The following is a 23,919-nucleotide window of genomic DNA, read 5'->3' as shown; positions in this document are numbered from 1 at the left end:
ACGCTCGGCGGCAGAAAAAAACGGGGAGGGGAAGAATGTCCGACAAGTCTTCGACACGGCGCGAACTGCTCAAGGGAGGCGCCGTTGCTGTCGTTGCAGCCGGGGCGGCCGGCCCTGCACTGGCACGCCAGGACGCAGCACCGGCCGCGGCGGACGCTGCTGCACCGGCGATCTCCACCGATACGCTGCATTGCGCCGAGGCGCTGTTCGACATCCGCTATACGGATGCCGAGCGGGAGCAGGTGGTGGCCGGTCTCGATGACTGGATCGCAAGAACCTCGCAGCAGCGGGCGGTCGAAAAACCGAACACGCTGGCCCCGTCCTGCATGTTCGATCCGCGCCTGCCGGGTATCGCCTACCGGTCCCAGCCAAACGCGGTCAGCCTGTCCGGGCAGCAGGCCGGTGCCTTGCCGGCCGATGATGCCGCCATCGCCTTCGCACCGGTCTGGCAACAGGCCCAGTGGATCCGCTCCGGGGCCTTGTCCGCGCGCCGGCTGACCGAGATCTATCTCGACCGGATCGCCCGGTATAACGGCACGCTGCACTGTTTCGTCACGGTGACGCCGGAAATCGCCCGCGCCGAGGCCGATCATTGCGATCGCGCACTTGCGGAGGGGCGTCTTCTGGGGCCGCTGCACGGCATTCCCTACGGCATGAAGGACATCATCGATGTGGCCGGCGTGGCGGCGACCTGGGGCGCTACGCCCTATCGCGAGCGTGTCGCCGAACAGGATGCCCGTATCGCAGTGATGCTGCGCGAGGCGGGGGCCGTCCTGCTGGGCAAGACGACCAATGGTGCGCTGGCCTATGGCGACCGCTGGTTCGGCGGGCAGACCCGCAATCCGTGGAATCCGCAGGAGGGCTCGTCCGGCTCCAGTGCCGGATCGGCCTCGGCGACGGCGGCGGGACTGGTTGCTTTCGGTATCGGCACGGAAACGCTCGGCTCGATCGTGTCGCCTTCGCATCGTTGCGGCACGACAGGGCTGCGCCCGTCCTTCGGCCGGGTGTCGCGTTCCGGCGCGATGGCGCTGTGCTGGTCGCTCGACAAGATCGGCCCGATTGCGCGCTCCGTGGAAGATACGGCCCTGATCCTGTCGGCGATCAATGGCGCTGATCCGCTCGATCCCGGCTCGCTGGAAGCCGGGTTCGAGGCGGATGCCGGGCGCGATGTGGCCGGTATGCGGGTCGGGTGGAATCCGGCCTGGTTCGAAAACGGCACCGATGCTGACCGCGCCGCGCTGCAGGCCGCACGCGATGCCGGTATCGAGCTTGTCGAATTCTCGCTGCCGGACCGGCCCTATGACGCGCTTCTGGCGAGTGTCGAGGTGGAGTCGGCTGCGGCCTTCGAACACCTCACCCTGGAAAACAGCGATGACAGCCTGGTCTGGCAGGCGCCGCAGGCCTGGCCCAATACCTGGCGGCGGGCCCGTTTCATCTCGGCCGTCGACTATGTGAATATCGACCGTTTCCGGCGTCAGGTGATGCAGGAAGTCCATGCGGCCTTCGACGGGCTGGACGCGGTGATCGGTCCGAACTTTGCCGGCGGAATGCTGCTGATCACCAATTATACCGGCCATCCGCAGCTCGCCTTCCGCTCCGGCTACTCCCAGCAGCCCACCCGGACAATATTTGGCGGCGCGCAGGAGGATGCCGGCGAGGCCGAGTTCCGCGTGCCCCAGACCACCAGCCTGTGGGCGCCCCTCTTCGAGGAAGGCAATATCATTGCGCTGGGGCGTGCGATCGAGGCGCGGCTGGGTGTCTCTAGCGAACGCCCGTCCGGGTTTGCGTAGTCAGCAGGCAGTCAGGATAAACCGATGAAATTCTACGATTATCGCGCGGCGCCCAGTCCGCGCCGCGCCCGCATCTTCATGGCCGAAAAGGGCATCGGGATCGAAACCGAGCAAGTCGATCTGGGTGTGAAGGCCCAGTTCGAGCCGGCCTACCGGGCCGTCAATCCGCGCTGCACGGTCCCGGCCCTCGTCCTCGATGACGGTACGGTGCTCAGCGACAACACCTCGATCGCGCGCTATCTGGAGGAAGTCTTTCCCGATCCGCCGCTTCTGGGCACGACACCGGTCGAGAAGGCGCTGGTCGCCGAATGGATGTCGCGGGCCGAGGGCGAGGGGCTGCTCGGCGTCGCGGAGGCCCTGCGCAACCGCTCCGAATTCTTCAAGGATTCCTCGATCACCGGACCGGAGCGCTATGCCCAGGTGCCCGAACTGGTCGAGCGCGGCCGGGCCCGCGCCGAAGCCTTCTTCCAGGTGCTCGACGCGCGTCTGGCGGAGGTGCCCTATCTCGCCGGCGAGCATTTCAGTGCTGCCGATATCGCGGCCTTTGTGTTCGTGGACTTTGCCGGCTGGATCAAGCTGAAGCCGGCCGACACGCTCACCCATCTCGCCCAGTGGCGGGCGACGGTCGGCGCCCGGCCCAGCGCGGAGGCGTAGGTACCTCCGGTACGTGTCCCGGAAGGTCCATAAGGCTCCGTCATCCCCCGGCTTGTCCGGGGGACCTCAGCTAACCTGCCTGCGAGCCTGGGATATGAGCTGACACAGCTTCCTTGCCAACCGGAGGGCAGAGATCCCCCGGACAAGCCGGGGGATGACGGTGGTTGGGGCAGAGGACTTGCGTCGTTTTCGTGCTTGGTCCGACGGCGTTTACCGCTGCCACTTTGAACCCTGTTTTACATGGTTTAGGGCGCGGTCAATGTGGCCACGAGAAGAAGCATTATAAGGGTCAGCCAAGGCGCTGACGACTAGTCCAGATTGTGAATCTTGCGATAAATACGACAAGAAGGCGATTTGCTGTCAGATTTTTGCTATCCCTATATTCCTCTGGTCGCGATTAAGCGTCCGCTTCTACTCCGCGGTTCCTCCATCCGTCACCACGTCCTCTTTCGCCGGATCGAATTCCCCGAACCAGCGCAGGATTTCCGCGACCTTGGTGAGCAGGCGGCTGGGGCGCGAGTTCGAGATGCCGTGATAGCTGTCCGGGATCACCACCAGCCGGGTCGGCACGCCGTTGAGGTGGAGGGCGGAATAGTATTGCTCTGTCTCCGCTCGCGGCGTGCGCAGATCGGCACCGCCGACCATCATCAGCGTCGGGGTCTCGACATTGCCGACAAGCGACAGCGGTGACCGGCGCCAGTATTCCTCCGGGTCTTCCCAGGGCGCGCTGGCGAACCAGTAGCGGTAGAAGAATTGCGGCAGGTCGGAATAGAGCACGAAGCTGGTCCAGTTGATCACCGGCTTCACGACGGCGGCGGCTGCGAAACGGTCAGTATTGCCGATGATCCAGGCCGTCAGCACGCCGCCGCCCGAACCGCCGGTCACGAACAGCCGGTCCTCGTCGATGAAGCCGCGGCCGATCATGTGGTCCACCGCGCCCATCAGATCGTCATAGTCATGGCCGGGATAGTCGTGGTGGATCAGGTTGGCGAAGTCGTAGCCATAGCTCGTCGAGCCGCGCGGATTGGTGTAGACGACGACATAGCCCGCAGCCGCCATCAGCCGCAGCTCGGCCGAGAAGGTCGGACCGTACGCGGAGAAGGGGCCGCCATGGATTTCCAGGATCATCGGCCATTCGCGTGCGGGGTCGAAACCGGGCGGGTAGAGCACCCATCCCTCGATATCGAGACCGTCATGCGGCGAGGCCCAGTGGATTTCCTCGGCCGGGGCCAGATCGATCTCCGCTAGGACATCTTCGTTGAGCGAAGTGAGCACGTGCGTATCACCGAGCGGTGACATAAGGATCACGTCCGGGGGACGTATGGATGACCCGACTGTCGCGGCTATTCGCCCATTCATCGACACCGAGAAACTGCCGCCGGTATAGGGACGGCCGAAGGTCGGCGGGGTGAGGTCGTCCAGACCGATCTCGATATGGCCTTCCAGATTGGTCCGCGCAAGACGGGTCTGGCCGGAATCATCGTACAGGAAGTAGATCATGCGGCCGTCTGCGCTCCATTGCGGCGCCGAGACCGACCGGTCGAGTTCTGCAGTTACTGAACGCGGCTCGGTTCCATCCGGACCGGCGACGTAAAGCTCGACATTGTGATAGCCCATCCGGTGATCGTCATAGCCCAGCCAGGCCAGCTGCGTGCCGTCGGGCGAGGGGCGGGGCGTGGTGTCGGGACCGGTGCGTCCGGTCAGGGTCTCGATTTCGCCGGTGGCCAGGTCGACCCGGTGCAGCTCGCTGTCCGGGGCGAGGGCGCCATTGTCGGGACGGCGGTCGGCGGAGAAGTAGAGCGCGCTGCCATCGGCCGACCAGGCGAAATCGCCGCCGGCGCCGGCTTCGTCATCGGTCAGTTGCCTCGGTTCACCGCCGGCCAGATCGATCACGAAAAGCTGCTGGCGGCCCATGGGCAGTTCGCCGGCTCCGTCGAAGCGGAAGGAGAGGCGTTCCTCGACCTGGGCGCCGGCCGCCCAGTCCATGTCTTCGGTGCGTTCGGGCAGGGCCGCAGCGGCCGGCCCGGCAGACGGCCGGAAAGCGGCCCAGGCCAGCTGTGTTCCGTCCGGCGACCAGGCCAGGCCGGACTGGCCGGCGGGGAGTGTCGTCAGGGTGCGTGCGGCGCCGTCCGCAAGTGTCAGGACTTCCAGCGTCGTCGTCTCGTCGTGCGTGCGGACATAGGCCAGTCGCGAGCCGTCGGGCGACCAGCGCGGACTGCCGGTCTCGCCTTCTCCGGAAATGAGCTGGCGGTGGCCGCTGCCATCGGCGCCGACGACCCAGATCGAGCTGCGCGTGCGGTCGGTGGCGATGTCATTGCTGCGGCGGACATAGGCGACCATACCGCCATCCGGAGCGATCTGCGGATCGGCGGCGGCTTCCAGGCGGAACACGTCTTCCTGGGACAGGGGCCGGATGGCCTGGGCAGAGGCGGGAAGGGCGATGGCCATGAGGGCCAGTACACAGCTTGTCGTCTTGATCACGCGCGGTCTCCTCGAATACCCGGCCATCTAAGCCCGCCTTCGAGGCGCCAGCAATGGCGCTGCTGCGGGTTGTGATGTGACAGTCCTGCAACATGGCGGTGGAAAACCGACACGCAAAGCGTTCTGCCGGTCTGCAGGCGGCCATCGCGCCTTTTCAGCCCGGGCCGACCCGGTATATCGAGAAGTGTTCGGAGAAGAACCGGACGGCGTCGGCTCGTCCGCGTTCAAAACAAAACGGCGGCAATGACCGCCGATACGGGAGGTAGTTAAAGCATGTCACTCACGAAGCGCACGATTCTGTTCGCCGCCGCCTCGGCGGCTGCGCTGACGGCCGGTCACGCCGCGGCCCAGAATGAAGGCCGCACGGTCGATGTCATCACCGTCACGGCTCAGAAACGCGAAGAAGGCATCCAGGACGTTCCGGTCGCCGTTACGGCGTACAACGAGGAACTCCTCACCAATGCCGGCGTTCGCGACCTCAAAGACCTCGCCGTTATCGCGCCTGGCCTGAACGTCACCTCGACCTCGAACGAGTTCCAGACGACCGCCCGTATCCGCGGCATCGGTACCGTGGGTGACAACCCGGGTCTCGAATCCTCAGTCGGCGTCGTCATCAACGGCGTGCCGCGCGCCCGTAACGGTGTCGGCTTCGGCGATCTCGGCGAAATCGAGCGCATCGAAGTGCTGCGCGGCCCGCAAGGTACGCTGTTCGGCGCCAACACTTCCGCCGGTATCATCAACGTCGTCACCAAGCGTCCGGAATACGAGTTCGGCGCCCATGCCGAAGCCACCCTGTCCGGCGGCGAAGCCGATGGCTGGGGCGTTGCCGGCGGCATGACCGGCGGCCTCTCCGAGAATGTTGCCGGCCGTATCTATGTCGCCCGCCGCGCGCGTGACGGCTTCCAGTCGGTCGAGACCTTCAACGGTCCGCGCAGCGAGACCGAGGATGCCAACCAGGATTTCTACACGATCAACGGCCAGCTCCTGTTCGACATCTCCGACGATGTGAACCTGCTGCTCAGCGCCGACTATACCGACCGTGACGAGGATTGCTGTGTCGGTGCGGCAATCGTCTCCGGTCCGACGGCCGGCATCATCAATGCCCTGCAGCCGGGCGGCCGTCCGCTGCCGGGCCAGGAAGATCCGTTCAGCCGCGTCGTCCAGGCGAACCGCACCACGCTGCAGCAGATCGAGGACTACGGTTTCTCCGGCGAGTTGAACTGGGCGTTCGAGAATTTCGACCTGACCGTGATCGCCTCTGACCGTTCCTTCGGCATCACCAGCGGCCAGGACGTCGACTTCACCGGCGCCGACATCGTCTACCGCCTGCCGGAAGACAACACGGTCGACGTCGGTGTGACGACCTTCGAGGCGCGCCTGTCCGGTGCGACCGAGAATTTCGACTGGATGGTCGGTACCTATTTCTCCGACGAAACCCTGGAACGCCGTGACAGCATCGTCGTCGGTGCGGCCTTCGAACCCTTCCTGTCGCTGCTCGCCTCCGGCGGTGCCTCCGCAACGACCGTGGCCGACCTCGCCAATGGCGTGGCGGCTGTCTCGGCTGCGTTCGGAAACCCGGTCCCGGGCTTCTCCCCGCTGGCGCCGGGCCAAGCCATTCCGGCCGGTGCGTGGAATTCCGGCGGCGATTATTACAATCAGGAAGCCGAGGCCCTGTCCTTCTTCACCCACAATACGTGGCACATGACGGACGCGACGGACCTGACCTTCGGTCTGCGCTACACCTCGACCGAGAAGACGGCGACCTTCGACTGGAGCGACAGCGACAGCCCGGCCTGTGCGGTGTGGGAACACGCTTTCGGTCCGGCCCTCAACTTCGCTTCGCCGGGTAACCAGGCCCTGCTTGGCGCCCTGTCCGGCGCGACCGGTCTGCCGGGGGCAACGCTGGCCCAGTTCGGCACTTTCTCGTGCCTGCCGCAGAGCCGCGACGTCTATTCCATGATCGACCACACGCAGTCGCTTGAGGAAGAGGAGATGTCGGGCCTGCTCTCGCTGTCGCACCGCTTCAACGAAGACCTGCTGATGTACGGCACGTATTCGCGCGGCTACAAGGCTGGCGGTTTCAACCTCGACCGCTTCACTCAGGCCGGCAGCAACGCGGTGGACTTCGAAGCCGTCATTGCCAATCCGGAGCTCTATCCGGCCTCCTTCGACGCGGAGACGGTCGACAGCTTCGAAATCGGTATCAAGACCGAGTGGGCCAATGACAGCGTGCTGGCCAACTTCTATCTCTTCTCCTCGGAGTTCGAGAACTACCAGCTGAACACGTTCAACGGCATCGGCTTCTTCGTGACGTCGATCCCGGGTGCCTCCACCCAGGGTGCTGAGCTGGAACTGCTGTGGCTGCCGCGCGAGATTGACGGTCTGACCCTGCAGGGCGGTGTCACCTATGCCGACGCCACCTATGACGAGTTCCCCGCCACCGGTACGCCGGACGTGGACCGTCTGTCGGGCCAGAACTTCTCGCTCGCTCCGGAATGGTATGCCTCCGGCGCGATCACCTATGAAGGCACGTTCGAGAACGGCATGGGCTGGCTGGCCCACCTCGACGGCCGCTGGATGTCGGAGCAGAACACCGGTTCCGACCTCGACCCGGAAAAGATCCAGGACGGTTATGCCCTGTTCAACGCCCGTGTCGGTATCGGCGCGGTCGATGACAGCTGGAACCTGGAACTGTGGAGCCAGAACATCACCGACGAGGACTACATCCAGGTCGGCTTCGATGCACCGTTCCAGTCCGGTTCCTTCAACGCCTTCCTGGGCCGTCCGCGGACCTATGGCGTGACCCTGCGCGTCCGCCGCTAACCGGCTGCGCAATCCGAACAGGGGAGGGCCGCAGCCGGTGCTGCGGCCCTCTTCTTTTTCGCCGCTGCGTTTGTGCGTTGCGGCAATCGAGTGCCCAATCTGGGGTTTGCCCTCTGGAGATGCCGAATTTTTAATGGTAATTCCGGTGCAGGCTTGCCCTGAAACCGCCGATATCTGTCGGTTGTATGCTCCGCGGGACGGTTTTTCACGCAATGACGACTTTCGCCACGACACCGAGACAACGCCGGATCCTCCTCGCAGCGATTGCCGGGCTGGTTGCCGTGTCGGCCCTCGCAATGAGCGTCGGTCCGTTTTCGATCCGCGCGCTCGAGGACCGGCTTACGGCCAATGCAGAGCAGGCGTTGAGCCTGCGTGGACATGACTGGGCGGCGGTCCGTTTCGACGGGCAGCACGCCATTCTGACCGGTGCTGCGCCCAGCGGCACGGCGCGTGACGATGCCCTGGCGACTGTGATGGCGTCGACCTGGTCCGGCGGCCGGGTGGCCGGCGGGGTCACCACTGTGACGGACGAGACGGTCGAAGCGCGCCTGCGGCACGGATTCGTTTTCCGGGCCGATATGGCGGTAAATGGCCGGGTGCTGATTCGCGGCGACGCCACCGACGCGGCGGCCCGCGAGGCCATCGCGTCCTTCGCCGAAACAACCTTTGCCAACGGGGCGGATACCGATCTCACCCTTGTTCCGGGCGGCGGTGCCGCACCGGAGTGGGAAGCTGCGGCGCGGCGACTGCTCGGCCAGCTGGCGCGGCTCGATCGGGGTGCAATCGTGCTGCAGTCGGAAACCGGCGCCCTGGTCGGTGAGGCCGCCAATCCGCAGATCGCCCAGTCGGTCGCCTCTGCGCTGTCCAGCATGCCCGAGCCCTATGAGGCCGCCTGGATCGTCATGCCGGCAGGCGCACCGACGGTCAGCCGCATCGCCGATGTCAACGGGTGTGCCGCCGTTGTGCGCGCGGCCCAGGGTACGGAGAATCTGCGCTTCGACCGGGCCGGTGCGGCGCCGAGCCCGTTGACGGTCGTTGCGCTGCGCCGTGTGGCGCGCGCCTTTGCCGCCTGTCCTGCCGATGCGGTCCTGACGGTCGGCGTGCTGCGCGAAGCCGTGCAGGCCGGTCTGGACCAGGCGCGCATTGCCGAGGTGAGCCGGCTGGTCGATGCCGGCGGCGCCGAAGCTCCGCGTATCGCTGTCGAACTGGTGCAGGACCAGGATGCGGCGATATCATTCACCATCTCGACGAATGAGGACTGACGCATGTTCTGGCTGATCTGGCAAATGGGCGTTCTGCTGGTGATCTTCTCCGGACTGGGGCTCCTGGTGGGCTATCTCGTCTGGAGCGGCGATGCGCGCAGCATCGACGCCGATAAGGCCCAGGCCGACAATGCCCGCCTGCGTCAGGAGAACGAGAATCTCGCTCGCCGTCTCGGCGAGGCGTCGGCCCGCAGCGCACCGTCTGCCGAGGCCGCGCCCCAGGTCGCACCGGCGGCGCCCGCGACGCCTGAGGCGTCCGAGCTCGAGCCTGCTGCTGAAGCTGCGCCCAGGCCGAAGGCGAAAGCCAAACCGGCGACCGCACCCAAGCCGGCCGCCCCGAAAAAGGCTGCCCCGAAGCCCGCTGCTGTCGCCGAGACGCCGGCAAAGGCGGAGGAGGTGTCCGGCGAGGACGATCTCACCCGGATCAAGGGGCTGGGTCCCAAGGCCGAAGCTGCGCTCAAGGCTGGCGGCGTCACGACCTTCGCCCAGATCGCCGCCTGGAGCGAATCCGACGTGGAAGTCTGGGACGATCGCATCAATGGCCGCGGCCGGATCGAGCGCGACAACTGGGTCAGCCAGGCGCGCGATCTTGCCGGCTGACATCCGGCCATGACCGAAGACGAATTCAACGCCTATTGCGCCTCATTGCCTGCCACCACGCATGTGGTGCAGTGGGGGAATGCGAATGTCTGGAAGGTCGGCGGCAAGGTGTTCGCCATCGGCGGCTGGGGATTGCGGGACTATCCCGGTATCACCTTCAAAGTCACACCGCTTTCCTTCGAAATCCTGCAGGAGCAGCCCGGCTTGCGCCCGGCGCCCTATCTCGCCTCGCGCGGGATGAGCTGGATCCAGCACTATGACACGCCCGGCCTGCCGGATAGCGATCTTCAGGCCTATATCGCCAAGTCGCACGAGCTGGTCGCGTCCGGTCTCAGCAAGAAGAAGCAGCGCGAGCTGGGCCTTCTGGCGGAGTAGGCGCGCCGCTAACGCGGTGCAAAGTCCAGGATGGCGCGGGCATCATAAGCCTGCGGATCCTGCGGCCGTTCGCCGGACCGCACGACGATTTCCAGCATCACTTCCTTTTCGCCCGCACTGCCGTCAAAGCGCAGCCCGATGCCGACGCCTGAGGCGCGGAATCCGCCGGATCCCCAGGTCTGGCCGACCGAGCCGCCGACGCCGACCGGATCGCGGTCATTGCCGTCGCGGGCGCGGCCGACCACGAGGAACCAGTCGCCGCCGTCGCGCAGGGTGATCTCGGCCGCCCGGCGCAGGGCATAGTCTTCGGCCAGCTGGAAGGAGGCATCGCTGCCGGCGGCAAAGCGGATGCGGTAGCGGTCCTGTTCGATGCGCATTTCCGAATAACCGCGATCGCCGCCGGCCATCGGCTGATAGGCGGTCGGCGTCGAGGCGCAGGCCGTCACGGATGCAAGCGCAATCAGGCAGATAAGGGAGCGCATGTCGGATAACCTCGCTTTGCTGTGTCCGGCTTTCACTGTGACACATCCAGGCTGACGCTGCGATGAACCGGATGCCTGTTCGCGCACGGCGGATTGTCGCGCGGGTGCGCAACCTGTAGATATGTAGAACGGGAATTCCCCCGTAAATGGAAAAGGGGCTGACGATGAAACGACACATGATTGTGAGTGCAGGCCTTGCTGCGGCGCTGTTCGCCGGATCGGCCATGGCGGACGACCATACCGGCGACGTCACGCTGGAATTGCAGTCGATCTCGGCGATGAACCAGACGGGCCAGCCGGACCCGTCGCGCGACGCCGATTGCCAGGCCAACTATGGCGACTGGATTGGCCAGAGCGTCACCACCGAGTATCGCATCGATCCGCAATCCATGATGATGTCGGCGAGCTCGACGGTTCAGGGAACGGCGGTCGACCTGTTCCCGCTGGGGATCCAGGGCATCTACGCCTTCATGTCGGATGGTGTGCCGGCGACCCTGGAGGAGCAGCATGTCTTCCGGGTGATGTTCCAGATCTCGATGGGCTATGACCATCCCGAATCGCGCGTGATGACCACGCTCGACGACACCACCAACTGCCTGATCGAAAGCTGATCCGGCCGCAAGGCTGGTCGGGGGGACGGGCGGCTGTGCGCGGCCCGTCCTCTGTCCGGGTGGCCGCGTTCGCATGCTGCCCGCCTCACCGGATGAGATAGCGGCCCAGAGAGCCGGGCGCGGCGTGACCGATCCGGTTCAATGTGCCGTCGAGCCATTTCGAGCTGCGCCGGCGCTCGCGTACCCAGCGCCGGAACCCCGAGTCGGCTGGTATCAGGATCGCCGCGCCGACCCCGGCCAGCAGGATGCCGGCGGGAAGCGGTGTGATTGCGAGCACGCTGCCAAGCCCGATCAGCGCATAACCGGCCGCACGCTTGGCGGGGCGGTGAGCAGTCCTGAATATGCGCTTCATCGGCATGGGTGGCTCCCGGAGGCGCCGGCTCGATACGCGGGGGTCGGTACACAGCCGGCCAACTGCAAGGACAACGTGTGAAACCGGGCAAGCGTTCCGCCCGGGCCCGCCCGTTTGCGACCGGGGAGCGGCGATCTGCATGAATGCGCGGAATGATGGAACGATTGTCCGCGGCAGGTGTTGCAAAGAGGAACCCGAACCGGAAGCAGCCGAAGGAGTACGCACAATGCCGACCAAGACCGAGACCAAGATCGCGGCGGGCCAGCAGAACGCCAAGGATGCCGCCAAGTCCGTGGATTCCGATATCGACGAACTGCGCAATGACCTGAAGGCGCTGCGCGGCGATCTGTCGAAACTGCTTTCGGATACGGGAAGCTACGCCTCCGCCAAGTCGCGCGAGGGTATCGAGCGCTCGAAGGAATGGTCCGAACGCGCCCAGCAGGGTGTCGACGAGGCGCGCACCACGGTCGAGGACAAGGTGCGCGAGAACCCGCTGGCCGCCATCGGTATTGCGATGGGCGTCGGCGCGCTCCTCTCCTACGTCTCCTCGCGCCGCTAGGGCAGCACGAGGATCGCGTCATGGAAAAGGCCAAGCTCAGATTACTGGCCGCTGTGGGCGGCGCCCTGTTCGGCTTTGCCGGGGCGTTGTCCATGGCCTATGCGCTGGTTGTCGTGCTGACGCCGGTCCTCGGACTGGCCTGGGCGACGGTGAGCGTCGGGGCTGTGTTGATCGGCCTGTCCTGCCTGTGCCTCTATTTCTTCCTCCTGCCCTACAAACCGGCCGAGGCCGAAGCGCACCAGGCCGAGAGCCTGGCGGCAGAAACCCTGGCGGACCTGCCCTTCGATACTGTGCAGCACATCGTCAAGAAGCATCCGCTCAGCGCTGTCGCGATCGCGCTGGCCGCCGGCTATGTCGTGGCCCGGGATCCGGAAAACGCCTCCCGGGGTGTGCAGCGTGTCATCGCCGGTTTGCTCTGAACGGCCGCGATTTCTATCTAGTCGTCAGGCCTTGCCGCGATTTCGCCGCCAGTTGGCGCCAGAATCGCGCGATCAGGGCATGACAGGGCCGCCGGTGCGCGGTCCGCAGACGGTAGGGACGATGAGCGTATTCAGGATCGCCACGCTGGTCGTGTCGGCGGTGTCCGGTGGCGTCTTCATCGGGCGCAAATTGCTGGCCGGCCAGGTCGAAAAGAAGAAGGCGGCGCTGGTCCAGCGCGCCGGTGCGGAAGTGCGCGAACGCATCCGCACCCAGGCGCGCGGCTTCGTGGTCGACCATCTGCGGCGCTTTTCCATCGCCCTGGTCGTCAAGGCGGGTCTGCTGCTGGGCGTGGTCGCGCTGGAGCGGCTGGGTGTGCTGCAGGGCTGGCTCTATGGCGCGATGCTGCTGGCGCTGCTGACGGCCTATCTGATTCGCGATCTCTACATGCTCTGGCCGACCCTGAGCTTCGCCGCCAGCGAGCTGCGCAAGCATGGCTGGCGCCCGCGCCTGACCGTGGCCGAGATCATTGCCGCCCAGACCTTCGACGAAGTGCTGGCAGAGAGCGCCCAGCAACCGCAGCTCTGGCATGACGATCTTCTGCTGGCGCTGGCCGGGCAGAAGCGCGACCGGCTGGTCGAGGAGATCGCCCGCGAGGTCGCCGCCATCGCCCACGGGCTCTCCTGGCCGACCCTGAAACCCTATTTCCTCACCGGCGCCGGCATGACCGCCATCCTCTCCGCCCTCTATTTCGGCTTCGCCTGGCTGGCGCTGCACGGGCTGGTGATTTGAGGGAGGGCTCGCCCCGCTTGCGGGGGAGCTGTCCGCGTAGCGGACTGAGGGGGCGGCGCGAAGCACCGCAGAGCGTATGATCGCGCAGACTCACCCCCTTCGACCTCACCCGGCAGACGCCGGGTTCGGCCACTTCCCCCGCTGACGCAGGGGAAGCCCTACGCCTCCTCTTCCTCCATCCCCATGCGTTCCAGCATGATGAGGGCCGAGTCCGCGATCACGGTGCCGGGCGGGAAGACGGCGGCGGCGCCCATCTGGCGCAGCACGGGTTCGTCATCCGGCGGGATCACGCCGCCGACAATCACCAGGATGTCCTCGCGCCCCTTGTCGCGCAGCGCGTCGCGCAGTTCCGGCACGAGGGTGAGGTGTCCGGCAGCGAGCGATGAGGCCGCTGCCGCATCGACACTCTCCGACACTGCGAGTTCAGCGGCTTCATCCGGCGTCTGGAAGAGCGGGCCGATCACCACATCCCAGCCCAGATCGGTATAGGCCGAGGCGACGACTTTCTGGCCGCGGTCATGGCCGTCCTGGCCGAGCTTGGCGATCAGGATTTTCGGCTTGCGCCCATGGCGTTTCGCAAAGGCTTCGGCCAGGGCGAGGGCGCGTTTCACCTTGTCGTCCTCGCCGGCCGCTGCGCCATAGACGCCGGTCACGCCCTTGATCTTGGCGACATGACGATTGAAGGCGGTCTCCATTGCATCGGAGATTTCGCCGACGGTGGCTTTCGCGCGGGCCGCGTCGACGGAGAGGGCGAGCAGATTGCCCTCGCCGGTGCGGGCGCCTTCGGCCAGCGCGTTGAGGGCAGCCTCGACGGCGGCCGGATCGCGTTCGGCGCGCAGGCGTTCCAACTTCTCGATCTGCTGCTTGCGGACCATGTAATTGTCGACCTTGAGGACGGGCACGTCCTCTTCCTCGTCCAGGCGGAACTTGTTGACGCCGGTGATGGTCTGGCGGCCGCTATCGATCAGCGCCTGGGTGCGCGCGGCGGCTTCCTCGATCCGCAGTTTGGGAATGCCGGCCTCGATTGCCTTGGCCATGCCGCCCAGCTCGTCGACTTCGGCGATATGGTCCAGCGCGCGGGCGGCGAGATCATGGGTGAGCCGTTCGATGTAATGGCTGCCGCCCCAGGGATCGATCGCGTCGCACAGATGCGCTTCACCGGCCAGAAGGAGCTGGGTGTTGCGGGCGATCCGGGCCGAGAAATCGGTCGGCAGGGCCAGCGCCTCGTCCAGCGAATTGGTGTGCAGCGACTGGGTGTGACCGTCGACAGCGGCGATGGCTTCCAGCGCCGTGCGGCCGACATTGTTGAACACATCCTGGGCGGCCAGCGACCAGCCCGAGGTCTGGCAGTGCGTACGCAGGCAGATCGACTTGTCGGATTTGGGCGAGAAGCGCTCTTTCACCAGCTTGGCCCACAGGAGGCGGGCGGCGCGCAGCTTGGCGATCTCCATGAAGACATTCATGCCGATGCCGAAGAAGAAGGAGAGGCGCGGCGCGAAAGCGTCGACGTCCAGTCCAGCCTCGATACCGGTGGCGATGTATTCCAGACCGTCCGCGATCGTGTAGGCCAGTTCCAGGTCGGCCGGCGCGCCGGCTTCCTGCATGTGATAGCCGGAGATCGAGATCGAATTGAACCGCGGCATGTGGGTCGAGGTGTATTCGAAAATGTCGGAGATGATCCGCATCGAGGGCCGCGGCGGATAGATGTAGGTGTTGCGGACCATGAACTCCTTGAGGATGTCGTTCTGGATCGTCCCCGAGAGCTTGTCCGGGCTCACGCCCTGTTCCTCGGCGGCGACGATATAGAGCGCCATCACCGGCAGAACCGCGCCATTCATGGTCATCGAGACCGACATCTCGTCCAGCGGGATGCCGTCGAACAGGGTGCGCGTGTCGTAGATGCTGTCGATCGCCACGCCGGCCATGCCGACATCGCCGGACACGCGCGGGTGGTCGCTGTCATAGCCGCGGTGGGTGGCCAGGTCGAAGGCGACGGAGAGGCCCTTCTGGCCGGCCGCCAGATTGCGGCGGTAGAAGGCGTTGGAATCCTCGGCCGTGGAGAAGCCGGCATATTGCCGGATCGTCCAGGGACGCTGCAGGAACATGGTCGGATAGGGGCCGCGCACGAAGGGCGTTGCACCCGGGATGGAGCCGGTGAAATCGATCCCGGCGGCATCCTCCGCCCGGTATTGCGATTTCACGGCAATGCCTTCGGCGGTTTCCCAGGGCTCGCGCGATCCGCTGCCGGGATTCTGCGCGTCGCCGAGATCGATTTGGGTGAAGTCGGGGCCGGGACGGGTCATTGGGCGGCCTCCTCGAACTGAGCGGCAAAGCGGATCGGGGCGAGGGCGCGGGCGGGCAGGTCGTCATCGGGCCAGAGGCCGTCGGTCTCCACGGCGCGCGGATCCGGGTCGGCATATTGCGTCACGCCCAGGATCTGGTCGGTGCCGGCCTCGTAGCGGTTGAGGTGTGCCCGGCGGGATTTGGCGATTTCCGACTGGAACCATTCCGAGGATAGCGCCGAGGCGAGCCCGCCCTTGGCCTCGATTTCCTGGAACAGGACCCAAGCCTTCTGCGCCAGCGCGTCGGCGAGACTTTGGTGCAGATACGATCCGGCGGCCGGGTCGGTCACCTTGCCCAGATGGCTCTCCTCGGCCAGCAGGATGTGGAGATTGCGCGCGACGCGGCGGGCAAAGGGTGTCGGCCGGCCGATCGCTTCGGTCAGCGGTCGCACGGTGATTGCGTCGGCGCCGCCGGCGGCTGCGGCAAAGCCGGCGCAGGCATTGCGGATGAGATTGGTCCACGGGTCCCTGGCCGACAGCATGCGGCGCGCGGTGGTGGCATGCAGGCTGAGACGGCGGGCATTGTCCGACGCGCCGAAGCTCTCCGCGATGCGGGCAAAGATGCGACGGGCGGCGCGCAGCTTGGCGATGGTGAGGTGGATGTCGGTATCGGCCACCAGGCGCGCTTCGACCGAACGCGCGGCGGCGTCGGCATCCAGCCCGGCCTTGAGGGCAAGGCGGATATAGGTCGCGGCCGAGGCGGCCATCATCGCCAGTTCCTGCACCTCGCTGCCGCCGGCCTCGAAGGCCAGGGCGGCATCGGCGCGGAAGATTTTCAGATTGGGGAAGGCGGCATGGGCGAGTTCGGCAATCTCGATCGCCTTGGGGACGCACTGATCGTCCAGCATCACGCCCTGGCGCGCGGCGCGCTCGACCGGGGATATGCCCAGCCCGCCCTCGATCTGCTCGCCATCGACCCGGCGCCGCGCCATCAGGGTCAGGAAGACATGGGCGTGGTGGCCCTGGCCGCCCAGACTGTCCAGGTGAATGGGGGCGAGGGTGAGATCAACGCCCTTCAGGGCGGCGTCCATCAGATCGACATCATTGGCCTTGAGACCGAAGCGGCCTTCCGGATCGAGCCGCAATTCCAGCTCCGATACACCGCCCATCAGATCGGCCAGCGCCGCGGCATTGGCGGCGTCCGGCGTCGCTTCGACCAGGGTCTGGCGCATGCCCCAGGGCAGGTGGAGGTCGCGCGGAGCCGCGTCGACTGCATGTGCACCCTCGGGCCTGTTGAAGAAGACCGGTCCGCGATCAATCCCGTCAACCGTGGTGCGCGACAGCGCCTCCTCGAAGTCCGCGCCCCGCAGCGCCTTCTCGGCGAGCGGCCGCCAATCCTGTGGGCTCAAGGCCGGAAATCCCCCGGCCAGGGCGCGGATATCGTCGGTCATGCGCGATTGTCCTCGAAACGTGTGTTCTTGTTCTGGCGCGGAGAAAAGGCGCGCACGTCGCGTGCGTCAAGAGGCGCTGCGGTGCGTGGACAGTGCGCGGGGAAATCCCCGCACGTCAAACCGGCTGCACAATGACGGCACAAACCGGGAGAGCATCAGCATGAGCGAAACCACACCCAACCTGTCCCTGCCGCTGGTCATGCCGGCCCAGGCGCAAAAACATGTCACCGTGAACGAGGCGCTACTGCGGCTCGACGCCCTCACACAGGCCTGTGTGGAAAGCCGCACACTGACCGTCCAGCCCGGCGCGCCCGGCGAGGGCGATGTCTGGATCGTGCCGGCCGGCGCCAGCGGCGATGACTGGGCGGCGATGGCAGCGGGCACGCTGGCGATCTGGCGCGACGGTTTCTGGACAGCGATTGTGCCGGCGGACGGCTGGCGGGTACATGTGCGTGACGAGGCGCGCAGCGTGGCCTTCGATGCAGGCCGCAATGCCTGGATCGCCGCGGCCGCGAACACGGTCCTGACGGCTGGCGAGGGTGGCGCGGCGACCGAAGCCGTACTGATCGAGGACATATTGACCGGGCTTTCCGGTGCCAGCGTTGCCAGCAGCGTGGTCATCCCGGCGCGCTCCATCGTGTTCGCCGTCTCGGTGACCACGCGCAGCGCGATCACCGGTGCGGCCTCTTTCGATTGCGGGATATCCGGCGAGGCGTCGAAATTCGGCGGTTCGCTGGGGGTGTCGCCCGGCGCCAGCAATATCGGCGTGATCGGACCCACGGCCTTCTACGCCGACACGCCGGTCGAGCTGACCGCGAATGGCGGCGACTTCACCGGCGGCAGCGTCGCCATCGCCATCCATGCCTGGCGGCCGGTGGCGCCTGCGGTTTGACGTGCCGCTATTCTACCACGGACGCCATGCGCGCCATGATGCGGTTGAGGATGGGCTGAGTGGTCTCGGTCATGGCGTGGCCGTTGACGGTGACCAGGTCGAAGCCGGCATGGGGGCAGGCGCGGGCCAGTCGGAAGGCAGCGCTGGCCGGACACACCATGTCATAGCGCGAATGCAGGATGTGCATGGGGATGTTGGAGAGCTGCCGCGCATTGCGGATCAGCTGGTCCGGCTCGAGGAAACATCCATTGCGGAAGTAGTGGACTTCGATCAGCGAGTGGGCGGCCACGAATTCTGCGCCGCGGGCCCGCAGGCCCGACAGCACCGCTTCGGGCGGATTGTCGAGATAGGAGAGGCGGTCCTCATACTCGGTCCAGCGGTACAGTGTGGACTGGCGAATCTCCTCCAGGCTGACACTCGTGTCGTCCAGGCGGCGCAGCAGCGTCAGACCGTTGGCGATCTCGGCCTGCATCTGTTCGAAACACCATTCCATCATGGCGCGCGGCGACTTGCGGGCCCGCTCCGGAGCCGGCGCGGCGAAATCCGCCCAGGCATCGGGGAAGACATTGCGGGCGCCGTTGCGGCCATGCATCCAGTCGAGATCGGATGGTTGGGCGAGAAAAATACCCTCCACCACCAGTCCGCTCACCCGCTCCGGGAAGGCCTCGGCATAGGCCAGGGCGAGGGTGGATCCCCAGGACGGGCCGAACACCATCCAGCGCTCGACGCCGAGATGTTCGCGCAGCTGCTCGATATCCTCGATCAGGTGGGCGGTGGTGTTTGCCTCGATCGACAGATGCGGGGTCGAGCGCCCGCAGCCGCGCTGGTCGAACAAGATGAGATTGAACACGTCCGGATCGAACATGCGCCGGTATTTGGCTGAAGCGCCCGAGCCGGGCCCGCCATGCAGGAAGACGAGCGGGATACCATCCGGATTGCCGCATTCCTCGAAATAGAGGGTGTGGCCATCGGAGACGGGCAGGTCGTCCGCGCGGCGGGGCGGGAGAGAGGGGAAATATTCGGTCATCGCCTCAATGGTGCGTTATGCCGGGCCGACGTCAAGCGCATGGCGGGCGAAGCCGGAGAGGGGCCGGAGGGCGATCCGGGACGGACCGGCTCCGCCCGCGCGTGAGCAGTAACCGGCCAGATCGCAATGGGTTCCAATGCGCGCTGCAGTCAGGATGACGGCGCTGCGGACCGGTCGGCCAGCAGGTGTGTCAGCGCCGGTGTCAGCTGGTCGACGGCCGACAGGGGCTGGCCGTCGATATCGCGGCTGGCCGGTGTCATGCGGCCGTTCAGCAAGGCGGCGACCTGCCAGGCGCAGGCTGGAGCCGCGGCAGGAGCACCGACGTTGCGTTCGGCCAGGAATTCATGAGTCAGCACGTCCGGGCCATCCGCGATCGGACTGTAGACGGGCTGAAAGCCCAGACGGTCGATCTGCCGTTCGATCTTCTGCCGCGCAGTGTCCAGATCGAGCGGACAGGCCCGCCGCGTGTCGAAGCGCTCGGTCATCTCGATCACCGTGTAGACCAGCGTCTCGCGTTCGGCCGGTGCGGGCAGTACGCCGGCGGCACGCAGTTCCGGCGCAAATCCCGCCAGCGCAGCCGCACCGGCTGCCGTTGCGGCCAGCAGGCCCGCAGCACGAAAAAGATCTGAACCCAGCATTCCCCGAACCGTCCCCGATATTCGGCGGCGGACGTTATCGCCGTGGCCGCGCGGCGTCCACAAGGGGATGCGCCTGTGCACGGCCGGGCGTGATCATTCGTCCGCGCCCGTCTCCGCCGTCTCGCAGCGGCCCGCATACGCGACTTCATAACTATAGCCAAAGCAGGCGATCAGCCGGTCGAAGATGTTGAGGTTCAGCGGCCAGGTCGGTGGGGGCCGGTCTGGGTAGTTTTCGCGGAAGCGGGCGATGGTGTCGGCAAATCCATCCGGCTCGGGCAAGTCCAGCAAGGCGGTGCGGGCTGCATGCAACGCATCAATATCGCCCTCCAGGAAAGCAATCGAGGCGTCCGCCATGAGGATATCGGCCGTATGGCCGTCGGCGATATTGATGGCGCGCGACTGCCGGAACAGCGGAAGCGCGGCGTCATAGTCGCCGGCGTGGGCCTCCATCTGCGCCTGGTGCCAGACGAGCTGGCCGAACAGGCGGTCGTCCGGCTCGACCCGGTCCGCGACATAGAGCCCGATCAGATCGGCCGCTTCGGCATAGCAGCGCTGACGCGCAATCCCACGCCAGCCTGTTTCGCTCTGGTCGAAGGCGTCGACTTCCATCTCCAGATAGGGCGAGGGATCGACGCGGCAGGCCGGCTCTTCCTGCGCGGTGGAGCTGGCAGCAAGCAGGGACAGGGCAAGAATGACAGGCTGGGACACCGGAACTCCTCCTCCACAAGGGCTGCAAACGATAGTTGCGGATAAGAGGTGAGGCAATCTGACCGTTTCGGGTGCCGCATTGAAGAGGCGCATAATGTCGAAAAAAAAAGGGTGTGCGGGCTGACGGACCCGTCTCGAACGAAGCAGCCTTGAGCGCGCTTCATGTGAGCACGAACCCTAACACCGATAGCGCGACCAGGTACGGGTTCGAGCGGAGCGGAAGCAAAAAGAAGAAATGGTGCCGCTAGAGTGAATTGAACACTCGACCTCTCCCTTACCAAGGGAACGCTCTACCCCTGAGCTATAGCGGCGCACCGGGTTCGCCTGTCGGCGATCGAGAGACGGGCGTATAACCCAAGGGAGGAGCGAGGCCAAGAGTGTCTTGACGCGATGTGCAGCGTTCGACATGACCAATTACATGAAGACACCATCCCAGAACGGCGGTCCGCCCGCCCCGCGCAAGTCCGGCAAGCCCGAACCGGGGTCCCGCGAGGCCCGTCTGGCCGAGGCCCTGCGGGCCAATCTGCGCCGCCGCAAGGCTGCTGCGAAGCCTGCCGGGGACGCGACTGCAACCGAAACACCCGCAGCTGCGGAAACGGCCCCGGAAAAGCCCGGAAAGCCGTCATAATGCCGCCCGCTTCGCCGGGCTGCATGCCGGCTCGCATTATCCGACCAATCTGTACCGGGGAGTAAGCATGGACCGTATCGTCATCCAGGGTGGCGCCCGGCTCAACGGCCGAATCGCCATCAGCGGCGCCAAGAATTCCGCGCTCAAACTCATGGCCGCTGCGCTTCTGACCGACGAGCCGCTGATTCTCACCAATATGCCGCGCCTGGCCGATTCCCGCTTCATGGGACATTTGCTGGCGCGTCTGGGGCTGCGTGTGGAAGAGGGCCCCGGCGCCCAGATGCAGCTGCACGCCGCCGAGATCACCGACACATTCGCGCCCTACGACCTGGTGCGGAAGATGCGCGCCACCTTCAATGTGCTCGGACCGCTCGTCGCCCGTGAAGGCCGGGCCCGCGTCTCGCTACCGGGCGGCTGCGCCATCGGCGCGCGTCCGGTCGATCTGCACCTGAAGGCGCTGGAGACGCTGGGGGCGCAGATCACGCTGGAAGAGGGCTATGTCGACGCCAAGGCGCCCGCAGGCGGTCTTGTCGGCGGCGAGGTGGACCTGCCCTTCGCTTCGGTCGGCGCGACCGAGCACACCATGCTCGCGGCGGCCCTGGCGCGGGGCGAGACCGTGATCGAGAACGCCGCGCGCGAGCCGGAAATCGCCGATCTGGCGGCCTGCCTCACGGCGATGGGCGCCGAGGTCGAGGGGGCGGGTACATCGACTATCCGTATCCAGGGGCGCGAGCGCCTGAACGGCGTAACCCACGCGGTCGTCGGTGACCGGATCGAGACCGCGACCTATGCGCTGGCGGTTGCGGCGGCTGGCGGTGATGTGGTGCTGGATGGCGCCGTGTGGGCGCATAACAAGGCGCTGTGGAATGCGATGAACGAGGCCGGCGTGACGGTCCAGCCGGTCGATGGCGGCGTGCGGGTCGAGCGCAATGGCGCCCGCGTGACGGGTGTCGATATCGAGACCCAGCCCTATCCGGGCTTCCCGACGGACGCCCAGGCGCAATTCATGGCGCTGATGACGACGGCCGAAGGCACATCGGTGATCCGCGAGACGATTTTCGAGAACCGTTTCATGCACGCCCCGGAGCTGACGCGTCTGGGCGCCGATATCAGCGTCAACGGCAATGAGGCGGTCGTGCGCGGTGTGCCGCGGCTGAAAGGCGCCCCCGTCATGGCGACGGACCTGCGCGCTTCGGTCAGCCTGGTCATTGCCGGACTTGCCGCCGAGGGTGAAACCGTGGTCAATCGGGTCTATCACCTTGATCGTGGGTTCGAGCGCCTGGAGGCCAAGCTGTCAGGCTGCGGCGCGCGGATCGAACGTCAGTCTGAACCGGCGGAGTCCTGAGACCTTGAAGCGAGACGACCGGCCCCTGCGTCTGGTGGCATTCGACGCGACGGACCTCGAACCGATATCGGCAGCCCTGCAGGATGCCGTGGCGCAGCTGGGCGACTTCCAGTTCTCGCGGCGCGAGAAGGCATTTACCATCGCCTTCAACCGCTTCTGCTGGGAAGCGGGCCGGCGCGATCGCCGTGTGCGCAGCGGTCTGCAGATCGGCCGCGTCGCTGCGGCGCGCTCGCAGAATATCCGCCAGGGCGCCAGTGACGCCGTGGTCAACCTGCTCTCCATCGCTTTCGAACCGGCCGAAACGCCCGCCGGCACCGTCGTGCTGGTGTTTTCCGGTGGCGGCGAGGTGCGGCTTGATGTGGAATGCCTGGATGTGGTGATGGCCGACCTGACCGCGCCCTGGCGCGCGACGGGCGGCCGGCCGGTGCATGAGGACGGGCCGGAAGAAGGGGCGAGCAGGCAATGAGCGAACTGCCGGACCGGATTGTCAGGATCGATCTCGACGCGGCCAGCATGGGGCCGGGCGATGTCAATGCCGACCATGAGCGGCGCGTTGCCATTGCCGATCTTCTCGAAGCCAACAGTTTCCGTCCGTCCGGCGATACCGACGGCCCGTTTGCCCTGCGCCTGGCGATCGAGGATGACCGTCTGGTCTTCGATGTGCGCCAGGATGACGATACGCCGGTGCGCGCCTTCGTCTTTGCGCTGGGGCCGCTGCGCCGCATCATCAAGGACTATTTCCTGATCTGCGAGAGCTATTACGAGGCTGTGCGCGATGCGCCGCTGGCCCAGATCGAGGCGATCGACATGGGCCGCCGCGGGGTGCACAACGAAGGCTCGACGCTGCTGCGCGAGCGGCTGAGCGGCAAGATCGAGGTGGACTTCGACACCGCCCGGCGGCTCTTCACCCTGATCTGCGCCCTGCACCGGCGGGCTGCCTCATGACGACGCCCTCGGTCCTGTTCGTCTGCGGGCGCAATGCCATCCGCTCGCCGATGGGCGAGGCACTGTGGCGCAAACGCTTCGGCGACGATGTCTCGGCGCGCTCCTGCGGCGTGATCCCGGCCGCCTTTGTCGACCCCTTCATGGTGGCGGTGATGCTGGAAGAGGGCATCGACCTCGAAGACTTCTCGCCGATCGCCCTCAATGGTGTAGGCGAGCCGGCGGCCGATATCGTGGTCTCGCTGTCTACTGCGGCCGACCGCACGGCGCGGGACTATGCGGCGCGCACGGGCGCCGAGTTCCAGGCCTGGCCGATCCCCGATCCCAGCGAGACCGGCGGCAATCGCGACATGCGTCTGGCGGCCTATCGAGAGACCCGTGACGCCATTGCTGCACGCATCGCACAGTGGGATGCCAGCCTAAAAAGCGCTTGACGTCTCGACTTTGCACCCGGTGAAGGACTATATAGCGCGCTCCGGGACGCCGGCCGCACGGCGAGTCGGCCTTATCCCGTATTTATTTCGCCCGGAAATCCGGGCCAGGAATTGAGGAGCCGCATGGCGAAAGAAGAGTTGTTGGAGTTTCCCGGCGAGGTGACGGAACTGCTTCCGAACGCGACCTTCCGGGTCAAACTCGAGAATGATCACGAGATCATCGCCCACACGGCGGGCAAGATGCGCAAGAACCGGATCCGGGTTCTGGCGGGCGACAAGGTGCTTGTCGAAATGACACCCTATGACCTGACCAAGGGTCGTATCACCTATCGCTTCAAGTAAACCGTTTGCGGGGCGCGTCGACGCAATGACGG

Annotated in this window: 25 protein-coding genes and 1 tRNA gene; 17 read left to right on the top strand and 9 right to left on the bottom strand. The window is 66.1% G+C overall.

Annotated features, from left to right (window positions below; genetic code table 11):
- Positions 1 to 35 precede the first annotated feature (35 nt).
- Together JJ918_RS06045 and JJ918_RS06040 are read left to right on the top strand one after the other, a co-directional pair.
- A complete protein-coding gene (locus tag JJ918_RS06045) occupies positions 36 to 1,790 on the top strand; it encodes an amidase (protein WP_291884576.1) in 1,755 nt (584 codons plus the stop codon).
- A gap of 24 nt (positions 1,791 to 1,814) precedes the next feature.
- Positions 1,815 to 2,444 carry a glutathione S-transferase family protein gene (locus JJ918_RS06040; RefSeq protein ID WP_291884574.1) on the top strand — a complete coding sequence of 210 codons (630 nt, stop codon included), beginning with the start codon at positions 1,815 to 1,817 and terminating at the stop codon, positions 2,442 to 2,444.
- Between the two features lie 411 nt (positions 2,445 to 2,855).
- On the opposite strand, the gene JJ918_RS06035 is transcribed toward JJ918_RS06040, so the two are convergent.
- The gene (locus JJ918_RS06035) at positions 2,856 to 4,925 is read right to left on the bottom strand and encodes a S9 family peptidase (protein WP_291884572.1); all 2,070 of its coding nucleotides are present in this window, start codon (positions 4,923 to 4,925) and stop codon (positions 2,856 to 2,858) included.
- Positions 4,926 to 5,198: 273 nt separating this feature from the next.
- Between JJ918_RS06035 and JJ918_RS06030 the strand changes: the two genes are divergently transcribed.
- The 4 genes from JJ918_RS06030 (at position 5,199) to JJ918_RS06015 (ending at position 9,985) form a co-directional block, all read left to right on the top strand.
- Positions 5,199 to 7,748 carry a TonB-dependent receptor gene (locus tag JJ918_RS06030; RefSeq protein WP_291884571.1) on the top strand — a complete coding sequence of 850 codons (2,550 nt, stop codon included), beginning with the start codon at positions 5,199 to 5,201 and terminating at the stop codon, positions 7,746 to 7,748.
- Between the two features lie 212 nt (positions 7,749 to 7,960).
- Positions 7,961 to 9,010 (top strand): hypothetical protein, encoded by a 1,050-nt coding sequence (locus JJ918_RS06025; protein WP_291884570.1) that lies wholly within the window; start codon positions 7,961 to 7,963, stop codon positions 9,008 to 9,010.
- A gap of 3 nt (positions 9,011 to 9,013) precedes the next feature.
- Complete coding sequence (locus tag JJ918_RS06020) at positions 9,014 to 9,610, top strand: hypothetical protein (protein WP_291884569.1); 597 nt, start codon at positions 9,014 to 9,016, stop codon at positions 9,608 to 9,610.
- Between the two features lie 9 nt (positions 9,611 to 9,619).
- Entirely contained in the window at positions 9,620 to 9,985 is a 366-nt protein-coding gene (locus JJ918_RS06015) for an MmcQ/YjbR family DNA-binding protein (RefSeq protein WP_291884568.1), read from the top strand.
- A gap of 8 nt (positions 9,986 to 9,993) precedes the next feature.
- Here JJ918_RS06015 and JJ918_RS06010 read toward each other — a convergent pair whose 3' ends face one another.
- Positions 9,994 to 10,467: a hypothetical protein gene (locus tag JJ918_RS06010; RefSeq protein ID WP_271186055.1), complete on the bottom strand. Its 474-nt coding sequence runs from the start codon at positions 10,465 to 10,467 to the stop codon at positions 9,994 to 9,996.
- 164 nt (positions 10,468 to 10,631) lie between these two features.
- Here JJ918_RS06010 and JJ918_RS06005 point away from each other — a divergent pair, with 164 nt between their 5' ends.
- On the top strand, positions 10,632 to 11,078 hold the full coding sequence (locus JJ918_RS06005; RefSeq protein ID WP_291884567.1) for a hypothetical protein: 447 nt from the start codon (positions 10,632 to 10,634) through the stop codon (positions 11,076 to 11,078).
- Positions 11,079 to 11,163: 85 nt separating this feature from the next.
- Here the strand turns inward: JJ918_RS06005 and JJ918_RS06000 are convergent, their stop codons facing one another.
- Positions 11,164 to 11,436, bottom strand: coding sequence for a hypothetical protein (locus JJ918_RS06000; RefSeq protein ID WP_291884566.1), 273 nt, complete (start codon positions 11,434 to 11,436; stop codon positions 11,164 to 11,166).
- A 220-nt stretch (positions 11,437 to 11,656) separates the two neighbouring features.
- Between JJ918_RS06000 and JJ918_RS05995 the strand changes: the two genes are divergently transcribed.
- The 3 genes from JJ918_RS05995 (at position 11,657) to JJ918_RS05985 (ending at position 13,198) form a co-directional block, all read left to right on the top strand.
- On the top strand, positions 11,657 to 11,989 hold the full coding sequence (locus JJ918_RS05995) for a hypothetical protein (protein WP_291884565.1): 333 nt from the start codon (positions 11,657 to 11,659) through the stop codon (positions 11,987 to 11,989).
- Positions 11,990 to 12,009: 20 nt separating this feature from the next.
- On the top strand, positions 12,010 to 12,408 hold the full coding sequence (locus JJ918_RS05990) for a hypothetical protein (protein ID WP_291884564.1): 399 nt from the start codon (positions 12,010 to 12,012) through the stop codon (positions 12,406 to 12,408).
- Positions 12,409 to 12,529: 121 nt separating this feature from the next.
- A complete protein-coding gene (locus JJ918_RS05985) occupies positions 12,530 to 13,198 on the top strand; it encodes a hypothetical protein (RefSeq protein ID WP_291884563.1) in 669 nt (222 codons plus the stop codon).
- Positions 13,199 to 13,356: 158 nt separating this feature from the next.
- Here JJ918_RS05985 and scpA read toward each other — a convergent pair whose 3' ends face one another.
- Both scpA and JJ918_RS05975 read right to left on the bottom strand, forming a co-directional pair.
- Entirely contained in the window at positions 13,357 to 15,501 is a 2,145-nt protein-coding gene (gene scpA, locus JJ918_RS05980; protein WP_291884562.1) for a methylmalonyl-CoA mutase, read from the bottom strand.
- Positions 15,498 to 16,931 carry a methylmalonyl-CoA mutase family protein gene (locus JJ918_RS05975; RefSeq protein WP_291884561.1) on the bottom strand — a complete coding sequence of 478 codons (1,434 nt, stop codon included), beginning with the start codon at positions 16,929 to 16,931 and terminating at the stop codon, positions 15,498 to 15,500. The genes scpA and JJ918_RS05975 overlap by 4 nt, the downstream gene beginning before the upstream one ends.
- Positions 16,932 to 17,091: 160 nt before the next feature.
- Here JJ918_RS05975 and JJ918_RS05970 point away from each other — a divergent pair, with 160 nt between their 5' ends.
- Positions 17,092 to 17,823, top strand: coding sequence for a DUF2793 domain-containing protein (locus tag JJ918_RS05970; RefSeq protein ID WP_291884560.1), 732 nt, complete (start codon positions 17,092 to 17,094; stop codon positions 17,821 to 17,823).
- A 7-nt stretch (positions 17,824 to 17,830) separates the two neighbouring features.
- On the opposite strand, the gene pip is transcribed toward JJ918_RS05970, so the two are convergent.
- The 4 genes from pip to JJ918_RS05950 form a co-directional block, all read right to left on the bottom strand.
- Entirely contained in the window at positions 17,831 to 18,850 is a 1,020-nt protein-coding gene (gene pip, locus JJ918_RS05965; RefSeq protein ID WP_291884559.1) for a prolyl aminopeptidase, read from the bottom strand.
- 149 nt (positions 18,851 to 18,999) lie between these two features.
- Positions 19,000 to 19,488 carry a hypothetical protein gene (locus JJ918_RS05960; protein ID WP_291884558.1) on the bottom strand — a complete coding sequence of 163 codons (489 nt, stop codon included), beginning with the start codon at positions 19,486 to 19,488 and terminating at the stop codon, positions 19,000 to 19,002.
- A gap of 93 nt (positions 19,489 to 19,581) precedes the next feature.
- On the bottom strand, positions 19,582 to 20,196 hold the full coding sequence (locus tag JJ918_RS05955) for a hypothetical protein (protein WP_291884557.1): 615 nt from the start codon (positions 20,194 to 20,196) through the stop codon (positions 19,582 to 19,584).
- A gap of 236 nt (positions 20,197 to 20,432) precedes the next feature.
- Positions 20,433 to 20,507 (bottom strand) — tRNA-Thr (locus JJ918_RS05950).
- 95 nt (positions 20,508 to 20,602) lie between these two features.
- On the opposite strand from JJ918_RS05950, the gene JJ918_RS05945 reads away from it, so the two are divergent.
- The 6 genes from JJ918_RS05945 (at position 20,603) to infA (ending at position 23,887) form a co-directional block, all read left to right on the top strand.
- Entirely contained in the window at positions 20,603 to 20,824 is a 222-nt protein-coding gene (locus JJ918_RS05945; protein WP_291884556.1) for a hypothetical protein, read from the top strand.
- Between the two features lie 67 nt (positions 20,825 to 20,891).
- A complete protein-coding gene (gene murA, locus JJ918_RS05940; RefSeq protein ID WP_291884555.1) occupies positions 20,892 to 22,169 on the top strand; it encodes a UDP-N-acetylglucosamine 1-carboxyvinyltransferase in 1,278 nt (425 codons plus the stop codon).
- A gap of 4 nt (positions 22,170 to 22,173) precedes the next feature.
- Complete coding sequence (locus JJ918_RS05935) at positions 22,174 to 22,635, top strand: DUF2948 family protein (protein ID WP_291884554.1); 462 nt, start codon at positions 22,174 to 22,176, stop codon at positions 22,633 to 22,635.
- A complete protein-coding gene (locus JJ918_RS05930; RefSeq protein ID WP_291884551.1) occupies positions 22,632 to 23,114 on the top strand; it encodes a UPF0262 family protein in 483 nt (160 codons plus the stop codon). Before JJ918_RS05935 ends, JJ918_RS05930 begins: the two co-directional genes overlap by 4 nt.
- Positions 23,111 to 23,545 (top strand): low molecular weight phosphatase family protein, encoded by a 435-nt coding sequence (locus JJ918_RS05925; protein WP_291884548.1) that lies wholly within the window; start codon positions 23,111 to 23,113, stop codon positions 23,543 to 23,545. Before JJ918_RS05930 ends, JJ918_RS05925 begins: the two co-directional genes overlap by 4 nt.
- 123 nt (positions 23,546 to 23,668) lie before the next feature.
- Entirely contained in the window at positions 23,669 to 23,887 is a 219-nt protein-coding gene (infA, locus tag JJ918_RS05920) for a translation initiation factor IF-1 (RefSeq protein WP_019961978.1), read from the top strand.
- Positions 23,888 to 23,919: the final 32 nt, after the last annotated feature.

The sequence above is a fragment of the Maricaulis sp. genome, assembly GCF_017642925.1.
Taxonomy (GTDB): Bacteria; Pseudomonadota; Alphaproteobacteria; order Caulobacterales; family Maricaulaceae; genus Maricaulis.
This window is presented reverse-complemented; position numbering and strand designations above follow the sequence as displayed.

Bases quoted from the DNA above. Each gene is read 5' to 3' on its own strand.
- JJ918_RS06045 (WP_291884576.1), top strand. From the start codon at position 36: ATGTCCGACAAGTCTTCGACACGGCGCGAACTGCTCAAGGGAGGCGCC.
- JJ918_RS06040 (WP_291884574.1), top strand. From the start codon at position 1,815: ATGAAATTCTACGATTATCGCGCGGCGCCCAGTCCGCGCCGCGCCCGC.
- JJ918_RS06030 (WP_291884571.1), top strand. From the start codon at position 5,199: ATGTCACTCACGAAGCGCACGATTCTGTTCGCCGCCGCCTCGGCGGCT.
- JJ918_RS06025 (WP_291884570.1), top strand. From the start codon at position 7,961: ATGACGACTTTCGCCACGACACCGAGACAACGCCGGATCCTCCTCGCA.
- JJ918_RS06020 (WP_291884569.1), top strand. From the start codon at position 9,014: ATGTTCTGGCTGATCTGGCAAATGGGCGTTCTGCTGGTGATCTTCTCC.
- JJ918_RS06015 (WP_291884568.1), top strand. From the start codon at position 9,620: ATGACCGAAGACGAATTCAACGCCTATTGCGCCTCATTGCCTGCCACC.
- JJ918_RS06010 (WP_271186055.1), bottom strand. From the start codon at position 10,467: ATGCGCTCCCTTATCTGCCTGATTGCGCTTGCATCCGTGACGGCCTGC.
- JJ918_RS06005 (WP_291884567.1), top strand. From the start codon at position 10,632: ATGAAACGACACATGATTGTGAGTGCAGGCCTTGCTGCGGCGCTGTTC.
- JJ918_RS06000 (WP_291884566.1), bottom strand. From the start codon at position 11,436: ATGCCGATGAAGCGCATATTCAGGACTGCTCACCGCCCCGCCAAGCGT.
- JJ918_RS05995 (WP_291884565.1), top strand. From the start codon at position 11,657: ATGCCGACCAAGACCGAGACCAAGATCGCGGCGGGCCAGCAGAACGCC.
- JJ918_RS05990 (WP_291884564.1), top strand. From the start codon at position 12,010: ATGGAAAAGGCCAAGCTCAGATTACTGGCCGCTGTGGGCGGCGCCCTG.
- JJ918_RS05985 (WP_291884563.1), top strand. From the start codon at position 12,530: ATGAGCGTATTCAGGATCGCCACGCTGGTCGTGTCGGCGGTGTCCGGT.
- scpA (WP_291884562.1), bottom strand. From the start codon at position 15,501: ATGACCCGTCCCGGCCCCGACTTCACCCAAATCGATCTCGGCGACGCG.
- JJ918_RS05975 (WP_291884561.1), bottom strand. From the start codon at position 16,931: ATGACCGACGATATCCGCGCCCTGGCCGGGGGATTTCCGGCCTTGAGC.
- JJ918_RS05970 (WP_291884560.1), top strand. From the start codon at position 17,092: ATGAGCGAAACCACACCCAACCTGTCCCTGCCGCTGGTCATGCCGGCC.
- pip (WP_291884559.1), bottom strand. From the start codon at position 18,850: ATGACCGAATATTTCCCCTCTCTCCCGCCCCGCCGCGCGGACGACCTG.
- JJ918_RS05960 (WP_291884558.1), bottom strand. From the start codon at position 19,488: ATGCTGGGTTCAGATCTTTTTCGTGCTGCGGGCCTGCTGGCCGCAACG.
- JJ918_RS05945 (WP_291884556.1), top strand. From the start codon at position 20,603: ATGACCAATTACATGAAGACACCATCCCAGAACGGCGGTCCGCCCGCC.
- murA (WP_291884555.1), top strand. From the start codon at position 20,892: ATGGACCGTATCGTCATCCAGGGTGGCGCCCGGCTCAACGGCCGAATC.
- JJ918_RS05930 (WP_291884551.1), top strand. From the start codon at position 22,632: ATGAGCGAACTGCCGGACCGGATTGTCAGGATCGATCTCGACGCGGCC.
- JJ918_RS05925 (WP_291884548.1), top strand. From the start codon at position 23,111: ATGACGACGCCCTCGGTCCTGTTCGTCTGCGGGCGCAATGCCATCCGC.
- infA (WP_019961978.1), top strand. From the start codon at position 23,669: ATGGCGAAAGAAGAGTTGTTGGAGTTTCCCGGCGAGGTGACGGAACTG.